Here is a 17,028-nt window from a genome sequence, read left to right on the forward strand (position 1 = left end):
ACAGAATCGGTGGAGCGGTAGTTCAGTTGGTTAGAATACCTGCCTGTCACGCAGGGGGTCGCGGGTTCGAGCCCCGTCCGTTCCGCCACCCTATTTAGGGGCGTAGTTCAATTGGTAGAGCACCGGTCTCCAAAACCGGGTGTTGGGGGTTCGAGTCCCTCCGCCCCTGCCAGAAAATAATCCTTTGCATTTGCGAAGGATTTTTTTTGCGTTAAATAAAGCACTTCCAACACATTTATTCGATCATACTCTTCACTCTTCACTCTTCACTCTTCACTCTTCACTCTTCACTCTTCACTCTTCACTCTTCACTCTTCACTCTTCACTCTTCACTTCCTTACTTTCTACCTTCATTCCCTCTATATATGTTGTATCCTTCTACCTTCTACCTTCTACCTTCTACCTTCTACCTGCTACCTGCGATTGACTTTATGATCTCCGTAACAATGACCAGTATTACTGGCCATCAATAATTAACTCTGTTATTCACGCATCATTCCGTGTTTACCGGGCATGCCAACAGCTGATGGATGTGTGATTGCTGGTCGCTATTTTGTAACCAAACTGCATACAGTGGCCTGACTACGACGGGCGTATCTGGAATGACTGTGAGATCGGCGTATTCGTTTTGCCAGAAATCGGGTAAGAAGGCACAGGCTCCAGTGGTGTGCAGGAGCTGGCGCGTCAGGTGGGCTGAGGTAGTCGTTAAAACCGGAACATCATCCGCACCGGCCATATAGCTTTGATGCTGGTGAAAATCTGCCCCCCATTCCAGCTTGATATAATCATATTTCTCACGCTTGCCAGATTGTTGTGAACAAAACAGCGTGAGCGAGATATGACCAATTTGCTGACTGGTTAGCTCGTCCATTTTGGGCGCTTCAGTGGTTATCAACAGGTCTAACTGACGTTCATGAAGCTGCTTAACCAATAAATGGCGCTGCGCCACACGCGCCTCAAGGTGAAGGCTCTCACGGCTTTCATAAAGCGTCTGTAGCCAGGGCGTAAGATAGACTTCCCACAGCGAGGCGCTGGCTCCAATTGACAGTTCATGATGCTGCGGCGTATGCGACACCTCTTTCTTCGCCATCATCCAGGTGCTCATCAGACTTTCGGCGTAGGGAAGAAGGCGCTCGCCTGCCGATGTCAGCCGGATATTATTACGGTGACGGGTGAAGAGATCCACGCCCAGCTGGGTTTCAAGCTGCCTGATGCGAAAGCTAACGGCAGATTGAGTGAGATAGAGCGCTTCAGCGGCACGTCCAAAGTGGCGGGTTCTGCTCACTTCAAGAAAGGTCTTTAATAATTCCGTATCCACGGCCATCTCCTAAAAAACATTTGTCGTTATGATTTAAATGTTTTGTTTTACACTCTGTCAAGCGTATCTAATACTCCGCGCCATAAATAGCACGGCCATAAAAGAGTTAGGAGCGTGTAAAATGGCGGAAAGCTTCGCAACAACAAATCGTTTTTTTGATAACAAACATTATCCACGCGGTTTTTCCCGTCACGGTGATTTCACAATCAAAGAGGCCCAGTTGCTTGAGCGTTATGGTTACGCTTTTAACGAGCTGGATCTGGTAAAGCGTGAACCTGTGACGGAAGAAGAGCGTCTGTTCATCGAAGTGTGTCGCGGTATTCGCGAGCCACAAACCGAAGCAGAGCGCGTCTGGTCGAAATACATGTCGCGTATCAAGCGTCCTAAACGTTTTCATACCCTTTCAGGCGGTAAGCCTCAAGCGGAAGGGGCTGAGGATTATACGGACAGCGACGATTAAGAGAAAGGGCCTGAAAAGGCCCTTTTTTTTCGCCTGAGCTTAGGTCTGTATCCCTTAACCCACTGCGCTAAAATCCGAGAGCGTCCTGCTGATCTGGCCGGGCGCAGCAGAGGGTTCAACTTCAGGTTAGCATTAAGAGAGTAGATGGTGCTACTCCAGACTTTTATGCAGGTGTATAAGCAACCGGTCAATGCCCCGATAACTTACCGCTTCCTGCAGATGTTCGCGCTGAAGCTGTTCATCTCCCGCGAGATCGGCAATGGTTCTGGCCACTTTTAAGATGCGCTGCCACGCCCGCACGGACAGTCCCAGCTGATTAAGTACCTCCTCCAGCCACAATGCATCCTGCCGTTCCAGCTGACAGTATTGATAAATCTCAGTGGGATTAAGATGCGCATTGATTTTTCCTCCCCTCATCATCTGCTTTTCCCGCGCCGCCAGCACCCTTAGACGAACGACTTCGCTTCCTTCGCGCGCGATATGCGGATTACTCAGGGTGCCTGAGGGAAGCAGTGGAACCTCTAGTGAAAGATCAAAGCGATCGAGGAAAGGGCCGGACAGACGATTCAGATAGCGTAACGTTTGCTGCGGGGTGCAGAGATTATGAGGGCCGTGATAATGACCGCCGGGGCTGGGGTTCATTGCGGCGACCAGTTGAAAGCGGGCGGGGTAAGTCACCCGGGCGCGGGCACGCGAAATACAGATCTCGCCCGATTCGAGGGGTTCTCTCAATGCTTCAAGCGTCTTTCGGTCAAACTCGGGAAGCTCATCCAGAAAAAGTACGCCGTGATGGGCCAGTGAAATCTCTCCGGGCTTGGGGATTGAGCCGCCTCCCACCAGGGCATAGCGTGATGAAGTATGATGAGGGGAGCGGAAAGGGCGCTGGCGCCACTGTCGCCGCATTGCGCCGATGCTGGAAAGGCTGGTGATCGCAGCGCTTTCAAGTGCTTCTGCGTCGCTGAGCGGAGGCATTAACCCGTTGAGTCTGGTTGCAAGCATGGTCTTTCCCGTGCCGGGTGGCCCTATCAGCAGCAGGTTATGTCCACCCGCAGCGGTGATTTCAAGTGCCCTTTTAGCCTGCTGCTGACCAATAATGTCCTGCAAATCTTCGCTCTGAGGCAGAGCATCCTGTTGGGTATATTGTGCTTCCCCAAGTGGTGACTGCCCATGGAGGAAGGCACATACCTCAAGCAGGTGCCCGGCGGTTAAGCTATTGCCGTTTTTGATTAATCCCACCTCGCTCAGGTTATCAGTAGAGAGAATAAGCTGGCGCTGGGCGGCGGAAGCCGCCAGAGCGGCGGGGATTGCGCCCTGTACGCCTCGCAGAGCGCCTGTAAGCGCCAGTTCACCCAGGAACTCATATTGGCTCAGTTTGTCCGCTGGAATCTGTTCAGAGGCGCCCAGAATGGCAATAGCAATGGGGAGATCGTAACGTCCGCCCTCTTTAGGCAGGTCAGCCGGTGCCAGGTTAACGGTGATACGCCGGGCAGGGAAGGTGAAGCCACAGTTAAGGATTGCACTTCGCACACGCTCGCGCGCTTCTTTGACCGTGGTTTCGGGCAGGCCGACCAGCACCAGCGCGGGCAAACCGTTACTCAGATGAACTTCTACGGATACCAGAGGGGCATCAACGCCGATTGCGGCACGGGTACAGGCTATGGATAGCGACATATCATCTCCTTATGACGTCATACCCTGCACCCATGCTGTACGTAAAACGATCGCAAAGATCTGTTTCACCGAGCGACGCCGAAAAATTTATATTTTTTTTCGCATCATTACATGACGATCTTCAAAACGGATCCCGTTAATCAACCCACCCAAACGCCGCACAACTCATTACGGCGTGTGGGTAATGAATAATTCTCACTGTCTGCTTATTTCCTGAAAAATAGGGTTTTTTCTGGAAATCTATCATGAGTGGCAAAAATTAAAACGTAAAAAAAGTTGAAAGACCCGCAGAAACTGTGATAACTCTGTAGGCATTACTTCGAACAAGCGAATATACAGAATACAAATGAAAGCCCTCCTACGCGTCCTAAGCCTAGTCGTCATTAACGTCGTCGTGATTATTATCACGCCGTGCGGGGCTACGCTCGGAGGAAGAAAGGCTTAAAAATCAAGCCTGATTTCGAAAGAACCCCCGCACCGAAAGGTCCGGGGGTTTTTTTTTGCAACTGATCAACGACAGAGGAACAGAAGATGAACAGTAGAATAAAATGCTGTTGTTCCCCACAAGAGGCGGGGAAATAACTATGAATGGTGCTCAGTGGGTGGTTCAAGCGTTGCGTACGCAGGGTGTCGAAACAGTTTTCGGCTATCCCGGTGGTGCGATTATGCCGGTCTATGACGCGCTCTATGACGGTGGCGTCGAACACCTACTTTGCCGCCATGAACAGGGCGCTGCGATGGCTGCCATTGGCTATGCCAGGGCGACCGGTAAAGTGGGCGTCTGTATCGCAACGTCGGGTCCCGGTGCCACTAACCTGATTACCGGCCTGGCGGATGCGATGCTGGACTCAGTCCCACTGGTTGCCATCACGGGTCAGGTTTCAACCGCCGTGATCGGAACCGATGCCTTTCAGGAAATCGACGTGCTGGGCATGTCCCTCTCCTGCACGAAGCACAGCTTTCTGGTTCAGTCACTTAATGAGCTGCCGGAAATCATGGCTGAGGCATTTGCTATCGCCGCCTCCGGCCGCCCCGGCCCTGTGCTGATCGACATCCCTAAAGATATCCAGCTGGCCAGCGGCGACCTTACCGCCCATCTTGTTCCGGTTGAAGCCGAGGCCGAACATCCTCATCAGGCATTACAGCAGGCGCGCACTCTGCTGGCCCAGGCGGAAAAGCCGGTACTGTACGTCGGCGGTGGTGTGGGAATGGCGGGNGCCGTAGATGCCCTGCGCACCTTTGCCAAAGAGAGCGGCATTCCTGTTGTCGCTACGCTTAAGGGCCTGGGGTCGCCGGACAGTGACGATTCCTGCTACCTGGGCATGTTAGGGATGCACGGAACGAAAGCGGCCAACCTGGCGGTGCAGCAGTGCGATCTGCTGATCGCCGTTGGCGCACGCTTTGATGACCGCGTAACGGGTAAACTTAACGCGTTCGCTCCCCATGCTCGCGTAATCCATATGGATGTCGATCCTGCCGAACTGAACAAGCTGCGCCGGGCGCATATCGCCCTGCGCGGTGACCTCAATAAGCTGTTGCCGGATCTCTACCACCCGGTTGAAATCGACGCCTGGCGTGAACATGTGCAGGCCCTGAAGGCGGAACATGGCTGGCGCTACGATCATCCGGGGGATGCCATTTTCGCTCCGCTGTTCCTCAGGCAGCTTTCCGACCGTAAACCCCGTAGCGCGGTGGTGACCACCGACGTCGGCCAGCATCAGATGTGGGCCGCCCAGCATATAAACCACACCCGCCCCGAAAACTTCATCACCTCCAGCGGGTTGGGAACCATGGGCTTTGGCCTGCCCGCAGCCGTTGGCGCACAGGTTGCACGTCCCGACGATACGGTTATCTGCGTCTCTGGCGACGGCTCGTTCATGATGAACGTGCAGGAGCTGGGTACGATTAAGCGAAAAAAACTGCCGGTGAAGATCGTCCTGTTGGATAACCAACGCTTAGGAATGGTCCGCCAGTGGCAGGAGCTGTTCTTCTCCGAGCGCTACAGCGAAACGAATTTATCTGACAATCCCGATTTTCTGACCCTGGCCAGCGCCTTCGATATTCCCGGGCAGCGGATTACCCGTAAAGATGAGGTCGATGCGGCATTAGACGCTTTGCTACAGAGTGAAGGGCCTTACCTGCTCCATGTCGCCATAGACGAACATGAAAACGTCTGGCCCCTGGTGCCGCCAGGCGCCAGCAACGAACATATGATGGAGAAAACCTCATGATGCAGCATCAATTGTCTATCGAAGCGCGTTTCCGACCCGAAATACTGGAACGCATTCTCCGCGTGATCCGCCACCGTGGCTTTCAAATTTGCACCATGCATATGGCGGCAGGAACGGGCAGCGACAATATTAATATTGAAATGACCGTTGCCAGCCTCCGCCCGGTCGATTTACTGTCAACCCAGTTAACTAAATTGATGGATGTCGCGAGCGTCCAGATCCAACAACAGACAACACAACAAATCAGCGCCTGAGCGCAAAGGAAATAAGAATGACGAAGAAAGCTGACTTTATCTGGTTCAATGGCGAGATGGTTAAGTGGGAAGAGGCGAAAGTCAGCGTTATGTCCCACGCGCTGCATTACGGTACGTCGGTGTTTGAAGGTGTTCGCTGCTACGACTCGCACAAAGGCCCGGTCGTCTTCCGCCACCGGGAACATATGCAGCGCCTGCACGATTCGGCAAAAATCTATCGTTTCCCGGTCAGCCAGAGCGTGGATGAGCTGATGGAAGCCTGTCGCGAGGTGCTACGCGTCAACAAACTGAAAAGCGCCTATATCCGTCCGCTGGTGTTCGTCGGTGACGTGGGTCTGGGCGTGAACCCGCCGGATGGCTACGAAACTGACGTGATCATTGCCGCCTTCCCGTGGGGCGCTTACCTGGGTGCTGAAGCGCTGGAACAGGGTATTGATGCGATGGTCTCTTCGTGGAACCGCGTGGCACCTAACACCCTGCCAACGGCGGCAAAAGCGGGCGGTAACTACCTCTCTTCACTGCTGGTCGGCAGTGAAGCGCGTCGTCACGGTTATCAGGAAGGCATTGCGCTGGATACACAGGGTTATATCTCTGAAGGTGCGGGCGAAAACCTGTTTGAAGTGAAAGATGGCATTCTGTTTACGCCTCCGTTCACCTCTTCAGCGCTGCCGGGCATCACCCGCGACGCCATTATCAAGCTGGCAAAAGATATGGGCATCGAAGTGCGCGAGCAGGTGCTGTCACGCGAATCCCTCTACCTGGCCGATGAGGTATTTATGTCCGGTACGGCTGCTGAAATTACCCCGGTACGTAGCGTGGATGGTATCCAGGTCGGTGAAGGCAAGCGCGGTCCGGTTACTGCCCGCATTCAGTCTGCCTTCTTCGGCCTGTTCACTGGCGAAACAGAAGACAAATGGGGCTGGCTGGATTCGGTTAACCCATAATAAAAAAATACCTGAGCGGGCGGCATATGACGCCCGCGCACTATCTGATCCTGGAGTATGAGCATGCCTAAGTTACGTTCCGCTACCACCACACATGGCCGCAATATGGCCGGTGCCCGTGCCCTCTGGCGCGCTACTGGAATGACCGACGATGATTTCGGTAAGCCAATCATTGCGGTAGTTAACTCCTTTACCCAGTTCGTACCGGGCCACGTTCACCTGCGCGACATGGGTAAACTGGTCGCTGAGCAGATTGAAGCGTCCGGCGGCGTGGCAAAAGAGTTCAACACTATTGCGGTGGATGATGGGATTGCGATGGGGCATGGCGGCATGCTTTACTCCCTGCCGTCGCGTGAATTGATTGCAGACTCGGTCGAGTACATGGTGAATGCGCACTGTGCCGATGCGATGGTCTGTATCTCCAACTGCGACAAAATCACCCCGGGAATGCTGATGGCTTCCCTGCGTCTGAATATCCCAGTGATTTTCGTTTCTGGCGGCCCGATGGAAGCCGGTAAAACTAAGCTCTCTGACAAAATCATCAAGCTGGATCTGGTCGATGCGATGATCCAGGGCGCTAACCCGAACGTTAGCGATGCCGACAGCGAGCAGATCGAACGCTCCGCGTGCCCGACCTGTGGTTCCTGTTCCGGTATGTTTACCGCCAACTCAATGAACTGCCTGACCGAAGCGCTGGGCCTTTCCCAGCCGGGTAACGGTTCGCTTCTGGCAACTCACGCCGACCGTAAAGATCTGTTCCTGAATGCCGGCAAGCGCATTGTTGAACTGACCAAACGCTGGTATCAGCAGGATGATGAAAGCGCGCTGCCGCGTAACATCGCCAATAAAGCGGCTTTCGAGAACGCCATGACGCTGGATATCGCCATGGGCGGTTCCACTAACACCGTTCTGCACCTGCTGGCCGCTGCGCTGGAAGGTGATATCGACTTCAATATGTCAGACATCGATCGTCTGTCACGCAAAGTGCCGCACCTGTGTAAAGTGGCGCCGAGCACCCCGAAATACCATATGGAAGACGTGCACCGCGCAGGTGGCGTATTCGGTATCCTCGGCGAATTAAGCCGAGCCGGCCTGATGGATCAAAGCGTTCGTAACGTGCTGGGTCTGACTCTGCAGGAAACGCTGGACCAGTACGACATCATGCTGACCAAAGATGAAGACGTGAAGAAAATGTTCCGTGCCGGCCCGGCCGGTATCCGCACCACTCAGGCGTTCTCTCAGGATTGCCGTTGGGAAACGCTGGATGACGATCGTAAAGAAGGCTGTATTCGCACACGTGAATTCGCCTTTAGCCAGGACGGTGGTCTGGCCGTGCTGTACGGTAACCTCGCTGAAGATGGCTGCATCGTTAAAACTGCGGGCGTGGAAAAAGAGAGCCACACCTTCCGTGGTCCGGCCAAAGTTTACGAAAGCCAGGATGATGCCGTTGCGGCGATCCTGGGTGGCAAAGTGGTTGCCGGTGATGTGGTTGTAATCCGTTACGAAGGGCCTAAAGGCGGACCGGGCATGCAGGAAATGCTTTACCCGACCACCTATCTGAAATCGATGGGCCTGGGTAAAAGCTGTGCGCTGATCACCGATGGACGCTTCTCGGGCGGGACCTCCGGCCTGTCAATTGGCCATGCTTCACCAGAAGCTGCCAGCGGCGGAACCATTGCGCTGGTGAGAGACGGCGATATGATTGATATCAATATTCCTAATCGCGGCATCAGGGTTGATGTGCCAGATAACGTGCTGCATGCCCGTCGTGAAGAAGAAGAAGCCCGCGGTAGCGAGGCCTACACGCCACATGGTCGTGAGCGTGAAGTCTCCTTCGCCCTGCGCGCCTATGCCTTACTGGCAACCAGCGCGGATAAAGGCGCTGTCCGTGATAAGAGCAAGCTGGGAGGCTAAAAACGATGGCTGAATCTCATCCGCTATCCGCTCAGCCCAGTGGGGCTGAGTATCTGCGTGCGGTTCTGCGTTCTCCCGTTTATGAGGTGGCGCAGGTCACCCCGTTGCAGAAAATGGAGAAGATCTCTTCCCGGCTCGGCAATACGATTCTGGTGAAGCGTGAAGACAGGCAGCCGGTGCACAGCTTCAAGCTGCGCGGCGCGTATGCCATGATCGCCTCTCTGAATGCGCAGCAGCGGGCAGCGGGTGTCGTCACCGCGTCGGCGGGCAACCATGCCCAGGGCGTGGCGCTGTCGGCAACGCGTCTGGGGATAAAATCGCTGATCGTAATGCCGGTGACTACCGCCGATATCAAAGTTGAGGCGGTAAGGGCATTTGGCGGTGAGGCTTATCTGTTTGGGGCCAACTTCGACGAGGCGAGGGGGAAAGCCCTCGAAATGGCGGAACAGAGCGGCTACACCTTTATCCCGCCGTTCGACCACCCCATGGTCATAGCCGGTCAGGGCACGCTGGCAATGGAGCTGCTCCAGCAGGATGCACATATCGATCGCGTATTTGTGCCGGTGGGCGGCGGCGGCCTGGCAGCGGGCGTGGCGGTACTGATCAAACAGCTGATGCCGCAGATCAAAGTGATCGGCGTCGAGGCGGAGGATTCTGCCTGCCTGAAAGCGGCGCTTGAGGCCGGTGAACCGGTCGATCTGTCCCGCGTCGGGCTGTTTGCCGAGGGCGTAGCGGTCAGGCGTATCGGCAGCGAAACCTTCCGGCTCTGTCAGCAGTATCTGGACGACATCGTCACCGTTGACAGTGATGCGATCTGCGCGGCGGTGAAGGATCTGTTTGAGGATACGCGGGCCATAGCGGAACCCTCAGGGGCGCTGGCGCTGGCGGGAATGAAGAAATATATCCAGCAGCACCAGATCAAAGGTGAGCGGCTGGCCCACGTGCTGTCCGGGGCTAACGTTAACTTCCATGCTTTACGTTATGTATCAGAACGCTGCGAGCTGGGTGAGCAGCGCGAAGCGCTGCTGGCGGTCACCATCCCTGAGCAGCAAGGGAGCTTCCTGCGATTTTGCCAGATCCTCGGCGGCCGCGCGGTCACCGAGTTCAACTATCGCTATGCCAGCCCGGATAGCGCCTGCATTTTTGTCGGCGTACGGCTGTCCCGTGGTGTGGAAGAGCGCAGCGAAATCCTGCATCAGCTTGAGGCGGGTGGTTACAAGGTGGTCGATCTCTCCGATGATGAGATGGCCAAGCTGCACGTCCGCTATATGGTGGGTGGGCGGCCTGGAAAACCCCTGCGGGAGAAGCTGTTCAGCTTTGAATTTCCCGAAGCGCCTGGCGCGCTTCTGCGCTTCCTGCAAACGCTGGGGACACACTGGAATATTTCGCTGTTCCACTATCGCAGCCACGGCACCGACTATGGTCGCGTACTGGCGGCCTTTGAACTGAGCGACAATGAACCACAGTTTGCGGAGCATCTGGCGGCGCTGGGTTACGATTTCCATGATGAAACCAGTAACCCTGCGTTTCGCTTCTTCCTGGCGGGTTAGGCTTACATCAGGCTCCAGAACGCGTCGATAAGCGGTTCGTTGAGCCGCTTCTTCTGCACGCAGATGCCCAGCTCAAAGGGGGCGACCATCTCGACGTTGTCCAGCTCGAGAATGCGATTGCGTATCGGCTCCGGGCTGTTTTCCAGCACCACATCCGGCAGCAGCGCTATGCCGCAGCCCAGTGCCACCATCGAAACAATGGCTTCGTGGCCGGAGACGGTGGCGTAAATCAGCGGATTAGGAATGCGCTGGCGGCGGAACCACAGGTCGATGCGCTGCCGGGCAGGCCCCTGGTCGGGCAGGATAAACGGAATTTGCGACCAGTCCGGGTCAGGCTGGGTGGCCTGGCTGCGTACCGGACAGGGTAGCGCGGGCGCTATCAGGATCAGCGGGATAAGCCCCAGCGGCATAAAGCCGATGCTGGCAGGCAGGGNCTGGGTGGCCTGGCTGCGTACCGGACAGGGTAGCGCGGGCGCTATCAGGATCAGCGGGATAAGCCCCAGCGGCATAAAGCCGATGCTGGCAGGCAGGGTTGCCGGGCGACCAGCAATAGCAATGTCCGCCTCGGTGCCCTGCACTTTATCCACGGCATCCGCCGCATCGCCGGTGGTGAGTTTGATTTCAACAAGCGGATGTTCGGCACGGAAGCGGTCGAGGATCGGCGGCAGATGGCTGTAGGCTGCCGTCACCGAACAGAACAGCCTTAGCTCGCCGCTGAGCGACGGCCCATGCTGGCCGAGGGTATGGCGAAGCTGCTGATATTGCAGCAGCGTCTGCTGGGCGAACTGGCGCAGCTCCTCACCCGCATCGGTCAGCGTAACGGTGCGGTTATCACGCAGGAAAAGCGGCTGGCCGAGATCTTCTTCCAGCCGCTGGATCTGCCGCGACAGCGTGGACGGGCTGACGTGCATGGCGCGGGCGCTGCGGCCAAAGTGACGGCTTTCGGCAAGGTGGAGAAACAGTTTAAGGTCACGCAGATCCATAGGCTTCAGGTCTCGTTTTAACGTTGCATTTTATGCAACATGATATTGTTAATATATCAATTTCAGCAATGCATTTCCTGTCATATGATGGGGAACAGACAGGGTGAGCCGGGATGCGGCGACACCGATAAATAAAATGCGAACACAACCTCATACGGAGTACCCATGGCTAACTATTTCAACACACTGAACCTGCGCAATCAGCTGGCGCAATTAGGCAAATGCCGCTTTATGATGCGCGATGAATTTGCGGATGAAGCCAGCTACCTGAAAGGCAAAAAAGTGGTTATCGTTGGCTGCGGCGCTCAGGGCCTGAACCAGGGTCTTAACATGCGCGATTCCGGCCTGGACATCGCCTATGCGCTGCGGGCTGAAGCCATCGCTGAAAAACGTGCCTCCTGGCGCAAAGCGACCGAAAACGGTTTCAAAGTGGGTACTTACGAAGAGCTGATCCCGCAGGCTGACCTGGTGGTTAACCTGACGCCAGACAAACAGCACACCTCCGTGGTGCGCGCCGTTCAGCCGCTGATGAAAGATGGCGCGGCGCTGGGCTACTCCCACGGTTTCAACATCGTTGAAGTCGGCGAGCAGGTGCGTAAAGACATCACCGTGGTGATGGTTGCGCCGAAATGTCCGGGCACGGAAGTGCGTGAAGAGTACAAGCGTGGTTTCGGCGTTCCAACGCTGATCGCGGTTCACCCGGAAAACGATCCGAAAGGCGAAGGCATGGCGATCGCCAAAGCCTGGGCTGCGGCGACCGGTGGCCATCGTGCGGGCGTGCTGGAATCCTCCTTCGTTGCCGAAGTGAAGTCCGACCTGATGGGTGAGCAGACTATCCTGTGCGGCATGCTGCAGGCCGGCTCTCTGCTCTGCTTTGACAAGCTGGTGGCTGAAGGTACCGATGCGGCTTACGCCGAGAAACTGATTCAGTTTGGCTGGGAAACCGTCACTGAAGCGCTGAAGCAGGGCGGGATCACCCTGATGATGGATCGCCTGTCTAATCCCGCTAAGCTGCGCGCGTTTGCGCTCTCTGAACAGCTGAAAACCATTATGGCCCCGCTGTTCCAGAAGCATATGGATGACATCATCTCCGGTGAGTTCTCTTCCGGCATGATGGCCGACTGGGCGAACGATGACAAAAAGCTGCTGGGCTGGCGTGAAGAGACCGGTAAAACCGCGTTCGAAACGGCACCGCAGTTTGAAGGTAAGATTGCCGAGCAGGATTACTTCGATGAAGGCGTGGTCATGATTGCGATGGTGAAAGCGGGCGTTGAGCTGGCGTTTGAGACCATGGTTGATGCGGGGATCATTGAAGAGTCTGCCTACTACGAGTCGCTGCACGAACTGCCGCTGATCGCCAACACCATTGCCCGTAAGCGCCTGTACGAAATGAACGTGGTTATCTCAGACACCGCCGAATACGGCAACTATCTGTTCTCCTATGCTGCGGTGCCGCTGCTGAAAGAGTTTATGACCATCCTCCAGGCGGGCGATTTGGGTAAATCTGCGGCGGCTTCCGCTACCGTGGACAACGCTCAGCTGCGCGATGTGAACGAAGCCATCCGCCAGCACCCTATTGAAGCCGTAGGACGCAAGCTGCGCGGCTACATGACGGATATGAAGCGCATTGCCGTGGCCGGTTAATGGAGCGGTCTGAGCGGTTGCGTACGGCGGGCTGAAAACAAAAAAAGCGCGGAGCTCCGCGCTTTTAATGATGACCCGATGATGCCGCTCTGTCAGCTGACCCACCTTTCGATCAAACCACCTTTTCGGTGGTTTTTTTATGCTGACAGGATCGGGAACCGGTTAGTTACGGTACAGCACCTTGATGATGTGATAACCGAACTGAGTATGCAGCGGGCCATAAGGGGTGATAAGCGGGCAGGAGAACACCACTTTATCGAAAGCGGGGACCATTGCGCCCTGTTTAAACTCGCCCAGATGCCCACCCTTTTTGCCCGATGGACAGATGGAGTGCTTCTTTGCCAGCTTTTCAAAATCGGCGCCCTGTTCCAGCTGAGCCAGAATGTCCTGCGCTTGTTTCTCTTCCTTTACAAGGATATGCAGTGCTGCTGCGGTTTTTGCCATGATCGTACCTTGAGTCGTATGGATGCTGCTGGCTATACTACCACGCTGTGATTTCTTTCCCTCTGTCATTTCATCGAGCGACTTCCTTATGCGTCTTAATCCTGGCCAGCAACACGCCGTCGAATTCGTTACCGGACCCTGTCTGGTATTAGCCGGGGCGGGATCGGGGAAAACGCGCGTTATCACCAACAAAATCGCCCACCTGATCCGCGAATGCGGCTATCAGGCCAGACACATTGCTGCGGTAACCTTTACCAACAAGGCCTCGCGCGAAATGAAAGAGCGCGTGGCGCAGACGCTCGGACGTAAAGAGGCGCGCGGCCTGACCATCTCCACCTTCCATACGCTGGGCCTGGAAATTATCAAGCGTGAATACGCCGCCCTGGGGATGAAATCGAACTTCTCACTGTTTGATGACCAGGACCAGCTTGCCCTGCTGAAGGATTTGACGGAAGAGTGGCTGGAGAACGATAAAAACCTTTTGCAGCAGTTGATTTCGACGATCGGTAACTGGAAAAACGATCTGATGGATCCCTCACGCGCTGCGGCCGCCGCGATCACCGATCGCGACCGCCTGTTTGCGCACTGCTACGGCCTGTACGATCGGCATCTTAAGTCCTGTAACGTGCTGGATTTTGACGATTTAATCCTGCTGCCCACGCTGCTGTTCCAGCGTAATACCGAGGTGCTTGAGCGCTGGCAACAGCGCATTCGCTATCTGCTGGTGGATGAATATCAGGACACCAATACCAGCCAGTATGAACTGGTAAAACTGCTGGTGGGTGCGCGAGCCCGCTTTACCGTGGTGGGCGATGATGACCAGTCAATCTACTCCTGGCGCGGGGCCAGGCCGCAAAACCTGGTGCTGCTGAAGGAGGATTTCCCGGCGCTACAGGTGATCAAACTGGAGCAGAACTATCGCTCCTCTGAACGGATCCTGAAAGCGGCCAACATTCTGATTGCCAATAATCCTCACGTCTTTGAAAAGCGTCTTTTTTCCGAGCTGGGCTACGGTGCGGAACTGAAAGTGGTGACGGCCAATCAGGAAGATCATGAGGCAGAGCGGGTGATCGGCGAGCTGATCGCCCACCACTTCGTCAATAAAACCCAGTACAAGGATTACGCAATTCTCTATCGCGGCAACCATCAGTCCCGCGTCTTTGAAAAGATGCTGATGCAGAACCGTATCCCGTACCATATTTCCGGCGGTACCTCCTTTTTCTCCCGTCCGGAGATCAAGGATCTGCTGGCCTATCTGCGGGTGCTGACCAACGCCGACGACGACAGCGCATTTATGCGCATTGTTAACACGCCGAGACGTGAAATTGGCTCGGCAACGCTCCAGAAGCTGGGCGAGTGGGCGATGCAGCGTAACAAAAGCCTGTTTAGCGCCAGCTTTGACATCGGGCTTGAGCAGACGCTATCGGGAAGGGGACTGGAATCGTTGCAGCGCTTTACCGGCTGGCTACGGGAGATCGCTCAGCTGGCGGAACGTGAGCCGGTGAACGCCGTGCGCGATTTGATTCGCGGTGTTGATTACGAAAGCTGGCTGTTTGAAACTTCCGCCAGCCCGAAAGCCGCTGAAATGCGCATGAAAAACGTCAACACGCTGTTCCAGTGGATGTCCGAAATGCTGGAAGGCAGCGATATTGATGAGCCGATGACGTTAACCCAGGTGGTTACCCGTTTTACGCTGCGCGATATGATGGAGCGGGGCGAAAGCGATGAAGAGTCCGACCAGGTACAGCTAATGACGCTGCATGCCTCTAAGGGGCTGGAATTTCCCTATGTCTATCTGGTAGGGATGGAAGAAGGGCTGCTGCCGCATCAGAGCAGTATTGACGAGAACAACGTCGAGGAGGAGCGTCGGCTGGCCTACGTGGGTATCACCCGCGCGCAGAAGGAGCTGACCTTTACGCTCTGTCGCGAACGGCGACAGTACGGTGAGCTGATTCGTCCTGAACCCAGTCGTTTTCTGCTTGAGCTTCCGCAGGATGATCTGAACTGGGAAACCGAGCGGAAGGTGGTCAGTCCGCAACAGCGAATGCAGACTGGACAGAGCCGCGTAGCCGGTCTGAAAGCGATGCTGGAAAAAGCGAAGGGGAGCGCGGGTTCCTGATCCTGTCAGTGAATGGTCAGGGACCAGTGCGCGTAGCTCTGCCAGTGGCACTCCTGCTCCAGCAGCTCAGCGCGAAGCGGGTGCGCCTCCAGCCAGCCGTCAGGCAGCGTTACGATCAGATTGTCTTCATCGGCCTCCAGTGTGATCGCTGGCAGCATATTATCACGGCGTCGGCTGGCAAAAATAATTGCCAGCCGCAGCAGACGACAGAGGCGCTCCGCCATGCGCGGTGGCAACGCATTTTGTTGGCTCAGTAGCGCCAGATCGATGCTGTTTGCCTGGTTTTTTAGCAGCGTGGCGATAAGTTTCTTCTGGGCGGGCGTGAAGCCTGGCAGGTCGAGATGGCGGATCAGATAGGCGGCATGCTGAGGGGACTGTTTAAAATCTACGCTCAGTCCGATTTCATGGATCTGACTGGCGCTGTCGAGCAGTTCCCGACATCGTTCATCCAGCTTCCAGCTCTCACCAACCTGCCGGGCAAAACTATCGGCAAGGTGGCGTACGCGTTCGGCCTGCTCGGCATCAATGGCAAACCGGCGCTGGATAGTGCGCAGCGTACGGCTGCGGATATCGCGATCGACCGGCAGATGTAGCATGCCGTACACCAGACCTTCACGCAGTGCGCCACCGGCCAGCGTCATGCTGCTGATGTTCAGCTCATTGAAAATCGCAATCAGGATCGACAGCCCGCTGGGAAACACCAGCGCCCGCTCGAGGGTCAGGCCTTCAATCTCCAGCTCCTCCAGCTTGCCGCACTGAATGGCGCGCTGTCTGAGCTGTTGCAGTTTACCCAGCGTGATGTGCTCATCCATGCCCTGCGCCATCATGATCTCCTGCAACGCCTGAACGGTGCCGGACGCCCCCACGCATACCTGCCACCCCTGTTCGCGAAGCGAATGGGCGACAGGGCGGATCATATCGCGCGCCGCCCGTTCCGCCTGCTCGAAATTTTCTTTACCCAAATGGCGATCGGCAAAGTAGCGCTCCAGCCAGGTGACGCAGCCCATCGACAGGCTAAACAAGGAGGTCGTTTGCGATCCGCTGCCCGTGACCAGTTCGGTGCTGCCGCCGCCGATATCCACCACCAGGCGCTTATCCGGGCCGCCGGTGGTATGGGCAACCCCCTGATAAATCAGACGGGCTTCTTCTTCACCACTAATAACGTTTATCGGGCAGCCAAGAATTTCCTGTGCCGTTTGCAAAAAGGTGCCCGCGTTAGCGGCAAGACGCAGCGTGGCGGTTGCCACTACGCGGATTTGCGGTGGGGGAATATCCTGCAGCTGCTCTGAAAAGAGCCTCAGGCAGTGCCAGCCGCGGGCCATGGCCTCGTTGGAGAGATGACTGTCACTGTCGAGGCCAGCGGCCAGACGCACTTTGCGCTTAATGCGCGCCACCGTCTGGATGCCTCCGGCAACCTCGCGCACCACCAGCATATGGAAGCTGTTCGATCCCAGATCTATTGCTGCATAAAGTGATGATGCGCTCAGCATGGCAGG

Annotated in this window: 14 protein-coding genes and 2 tRNA genes; 11 read left to right on the forward strand and 5 right to left on the reverse strand. The window is 55.9% G+C overall.

Features of this window, described 5'->3' with window-relative positions:
* Nucleotides 1-11 precede the first annotated feature (11 nt).
* Together A1830_RS18515 and A1830_RS18520 are read left to right on the forward strand one after the other, a co-directional pair.
* Nucleotides 12-88, forward strand: a tRNA-Asp gene (locus A1830_RS18515).
* Nucleotides 89-96: 8 nt separating this feature from the next.
* Nucleotides 97-172 (forward strand) — tRNA-Trp (locus A1830_RS18520).
* A gap of 321 nt (nt 173-493) precedes the next feature.
* On the opposite strand, the gene hdfR is transcribed toward A1830_RS18520, so the two are convergent.
* Nucleotides 494-1,318 carry an HTH-type transcriptional regulator HdfR gene (gene hdfR / locus A1830_RS18525; protein ID WP_067709827.1) on the reverse strand — a complete coding sequence of 275 codons (825 nt, stop codon included), beginning with the start codon at nt 1,316-1,318 and terminating at the stop codon, nt 494-496.
* Nucleotides 1,319-1,439: 121 nt separating this feature from the next.
* Here hdfR and A1830_RS18530 point away from each other — a divergent pair, with 121 nt between their 5' ends.
* On the forward strand, nt 1,440-1,778 hold the full coding sequence (locus tag A1830_RS18530; RefSeq protein ID WP_067709670.1) for a MaoP family protein: 339 nt from the start codon (nt 1,440-1,442) through the stop codon (nt 1,776-1,778).
* 150 nt (nt 1,779-1,928) lie between these two features.
* Here the strand turns inward: A1830_RS18530 and A1830_RS18535 are convergent, their stop codons facing one another.
* On the reverse strand, nt 1,929-3,449 hold the full coding sequence (locus A1830_RS18535) for a YifB family Mg chelatase-like AAA ATPase (RefSeq protein ID WP_067709672.1): 1,521 nt from the start codon (nt 3,447-3,449) through the stop codon (nt 1,929-1,931).
* 346 nt (nt 3,450-3,795) lie between these two features.
* Here A1830_RS18535 and ilvL point away from each other — a divergent pair, with 346 nt between their 5' ends.
* The 6 genes from ilvL to ilvA all read left to right on the forward strand — a co-directional run bounded on the left by ilvL (nt 3,796) and on the right by ilvA (nt 10,342).
* The gene (gene ilvL / locus A1830_RS22790; protein WP_124234468.1) at nt 3,796-3,894 is read left to right on the forward strand and encodes an ilv operon leader peptide; all 99 of its coding nucleotides are present in this window, start codon (nt 3,796-3,798) and stop codon (nt 3,892-3,894) included.
* Between the two features lie 139 nt (nt 3,895-4,033).
* Nucleotides 4,034-5,680, forward strand: a complete 1,647-nt coding sequence (gene ilvG, locus A1830_RS18540; RefSeq protein ID WP_067709674.1) for an acetolactate synthase 2 catalytic subunit — start codon at nt 4,034-4,036, stop codon at nt 5,678-5,680.
* Nucleotides 5,677-5,934, forward strand: coding sequence for an acetolactate synthase 2 small subunit (ilvM, locus tag A1830_RS18545; RefSeq protein ID WP_067709677.1), 258 nt, complete (start codon nt 5,677-5,679; stop codon nt 5,932-5,934). Before ilvG ends, ilvM begins: the two co-directional genes overlap by 4 nt.
* Before the next feature lie 17 nt (nt 5,935-5,951).
* Nucleotides 5,952-6,878, forward strand: coding sequence for a branched-chain amino acid transaminase (locus tag A1830_RS18550; RefSeq protein WP_067709679.1), 927 nt, complete (start codon nt 5,952-5,954; stop codon nt 6,876-6,878).
* Between the two features lie 63 nt (nt 6,879-6,941).
* Nucleotides 6,942-8,792 carry a dihydroxy-acid dehydratase gene (ilvD, locus tag A1830_RS18555; RefSeq protein ID WP_067709681.1) on the forward strand — a complete coding sequence of 617 codons (1,851 nt, stop codon included), beginning with the start codon at nt 6,942-6,944 and terminating at the stop codon, nt 8,790-8,792.
* A gap of 5 nt (nt 8,793-8,797) precedes the next feature.
* Nucleotides 8,798-10,342 (forward strand): threonine ammonia-lyase, biosynthetic, encoded by a 1,545-nt coding sequence (ilvA, locus tag A1830_RS18560; RefSeq protein WP_067709683.1) that lies wholly within the window; start codon nt 8,798-8,800, stop codon nt 10,340-10,342.
* Nucleotides 10,343-10,344: 2 nt separating this feature from the next.
* Here ilvA and ilvY read toward each other — a convergent pair whose 3' ends face one another.
* On the reverse strand, nt 10,345-11,325 hold the full coding sequence (ilvY, locus tag A1830_RS18565; RefSeq protein ID WP_067709685.1) for an HTH-type transcriptional activator IlvY: 981 nt from the start codon (nt 11,323-11,325) through the stop codon (nt 10,345-10,347).
* A gap of 165 nt (nt 11,326-11,490) precedes the next feature.
* Here ilvY and ilvC point away from each other — a divergent pair, with 165 nt between their 5' ends.
* On the forward strand, nt 11,491-12,969 hold the full coding sequence (gene ilvC / locus A1830_RS18570; RefSeq protein ID WP_067709687.1) for a ketol-acid reductoisomerase: 1,479 nt from the start codon (nt 11,491-11,493) through the stop codon (nt 12,967-12,969).
* Nucleotides 12,970-13,131: 162 nt separating this feature from the next.
* On the opposite strand, the gene ppiC is transcribed toward ilvC, so the two are convergent.
* Entirely contained in the window at nt 13,132-13,413 is a 282-nt protein-coding gene (gene ppiC, locus A1830_RS18575) for a peptidylprolyl isomerase PpiC (RefSeq protein ID WP_034938966.1), read from the reverse strand.
* 88 nt (nt 13,414-13,501) lie between these two features.
* Here ppiC and rep point away from each other — a divergent pair, with 88 nt between their 5' ends.
* Entirely contained in the window at nt 13,502-15,532 is a 2,031-nt protein-coding gene (gene rep, locus A1830_RS18580) for a DNA helicase Rep (RefSeq protein WP_067709689.1), read from the forward strand.
* 5 nt (nt 15,533-15,537) lie between these two features.
* Here the strand turns inward: rep and gppA are convergent, their stop codons facing one another.
* The gene (gene gppA, locus A1830_RS18585) at nt 15,538-17,022 is read right to left on the reverse strand and encodes a guanosine-5'-triphosphate,3'-diphosphate diphosphatase (RefSeq protein ID WP_067709692.1); all 1,485 of its coding nucleotides are present in this window, start codon (nt 17,020-17,022) and stop codon (nt 15,538-15,540) included.
* Nucleotides 17,023-17,028: the final 6 nt, after the last annotated feature.

It is taken from the genome of Erwinia sp. ErVv1 (genome assembly GCF_900068895.1).
Taxonomy (GTDB): domain Bacteria; phylum Pseudomonadota; class Gammaproteobacteria; order Enterobacterales; family Enterobacteriaceae; genus Erwinia.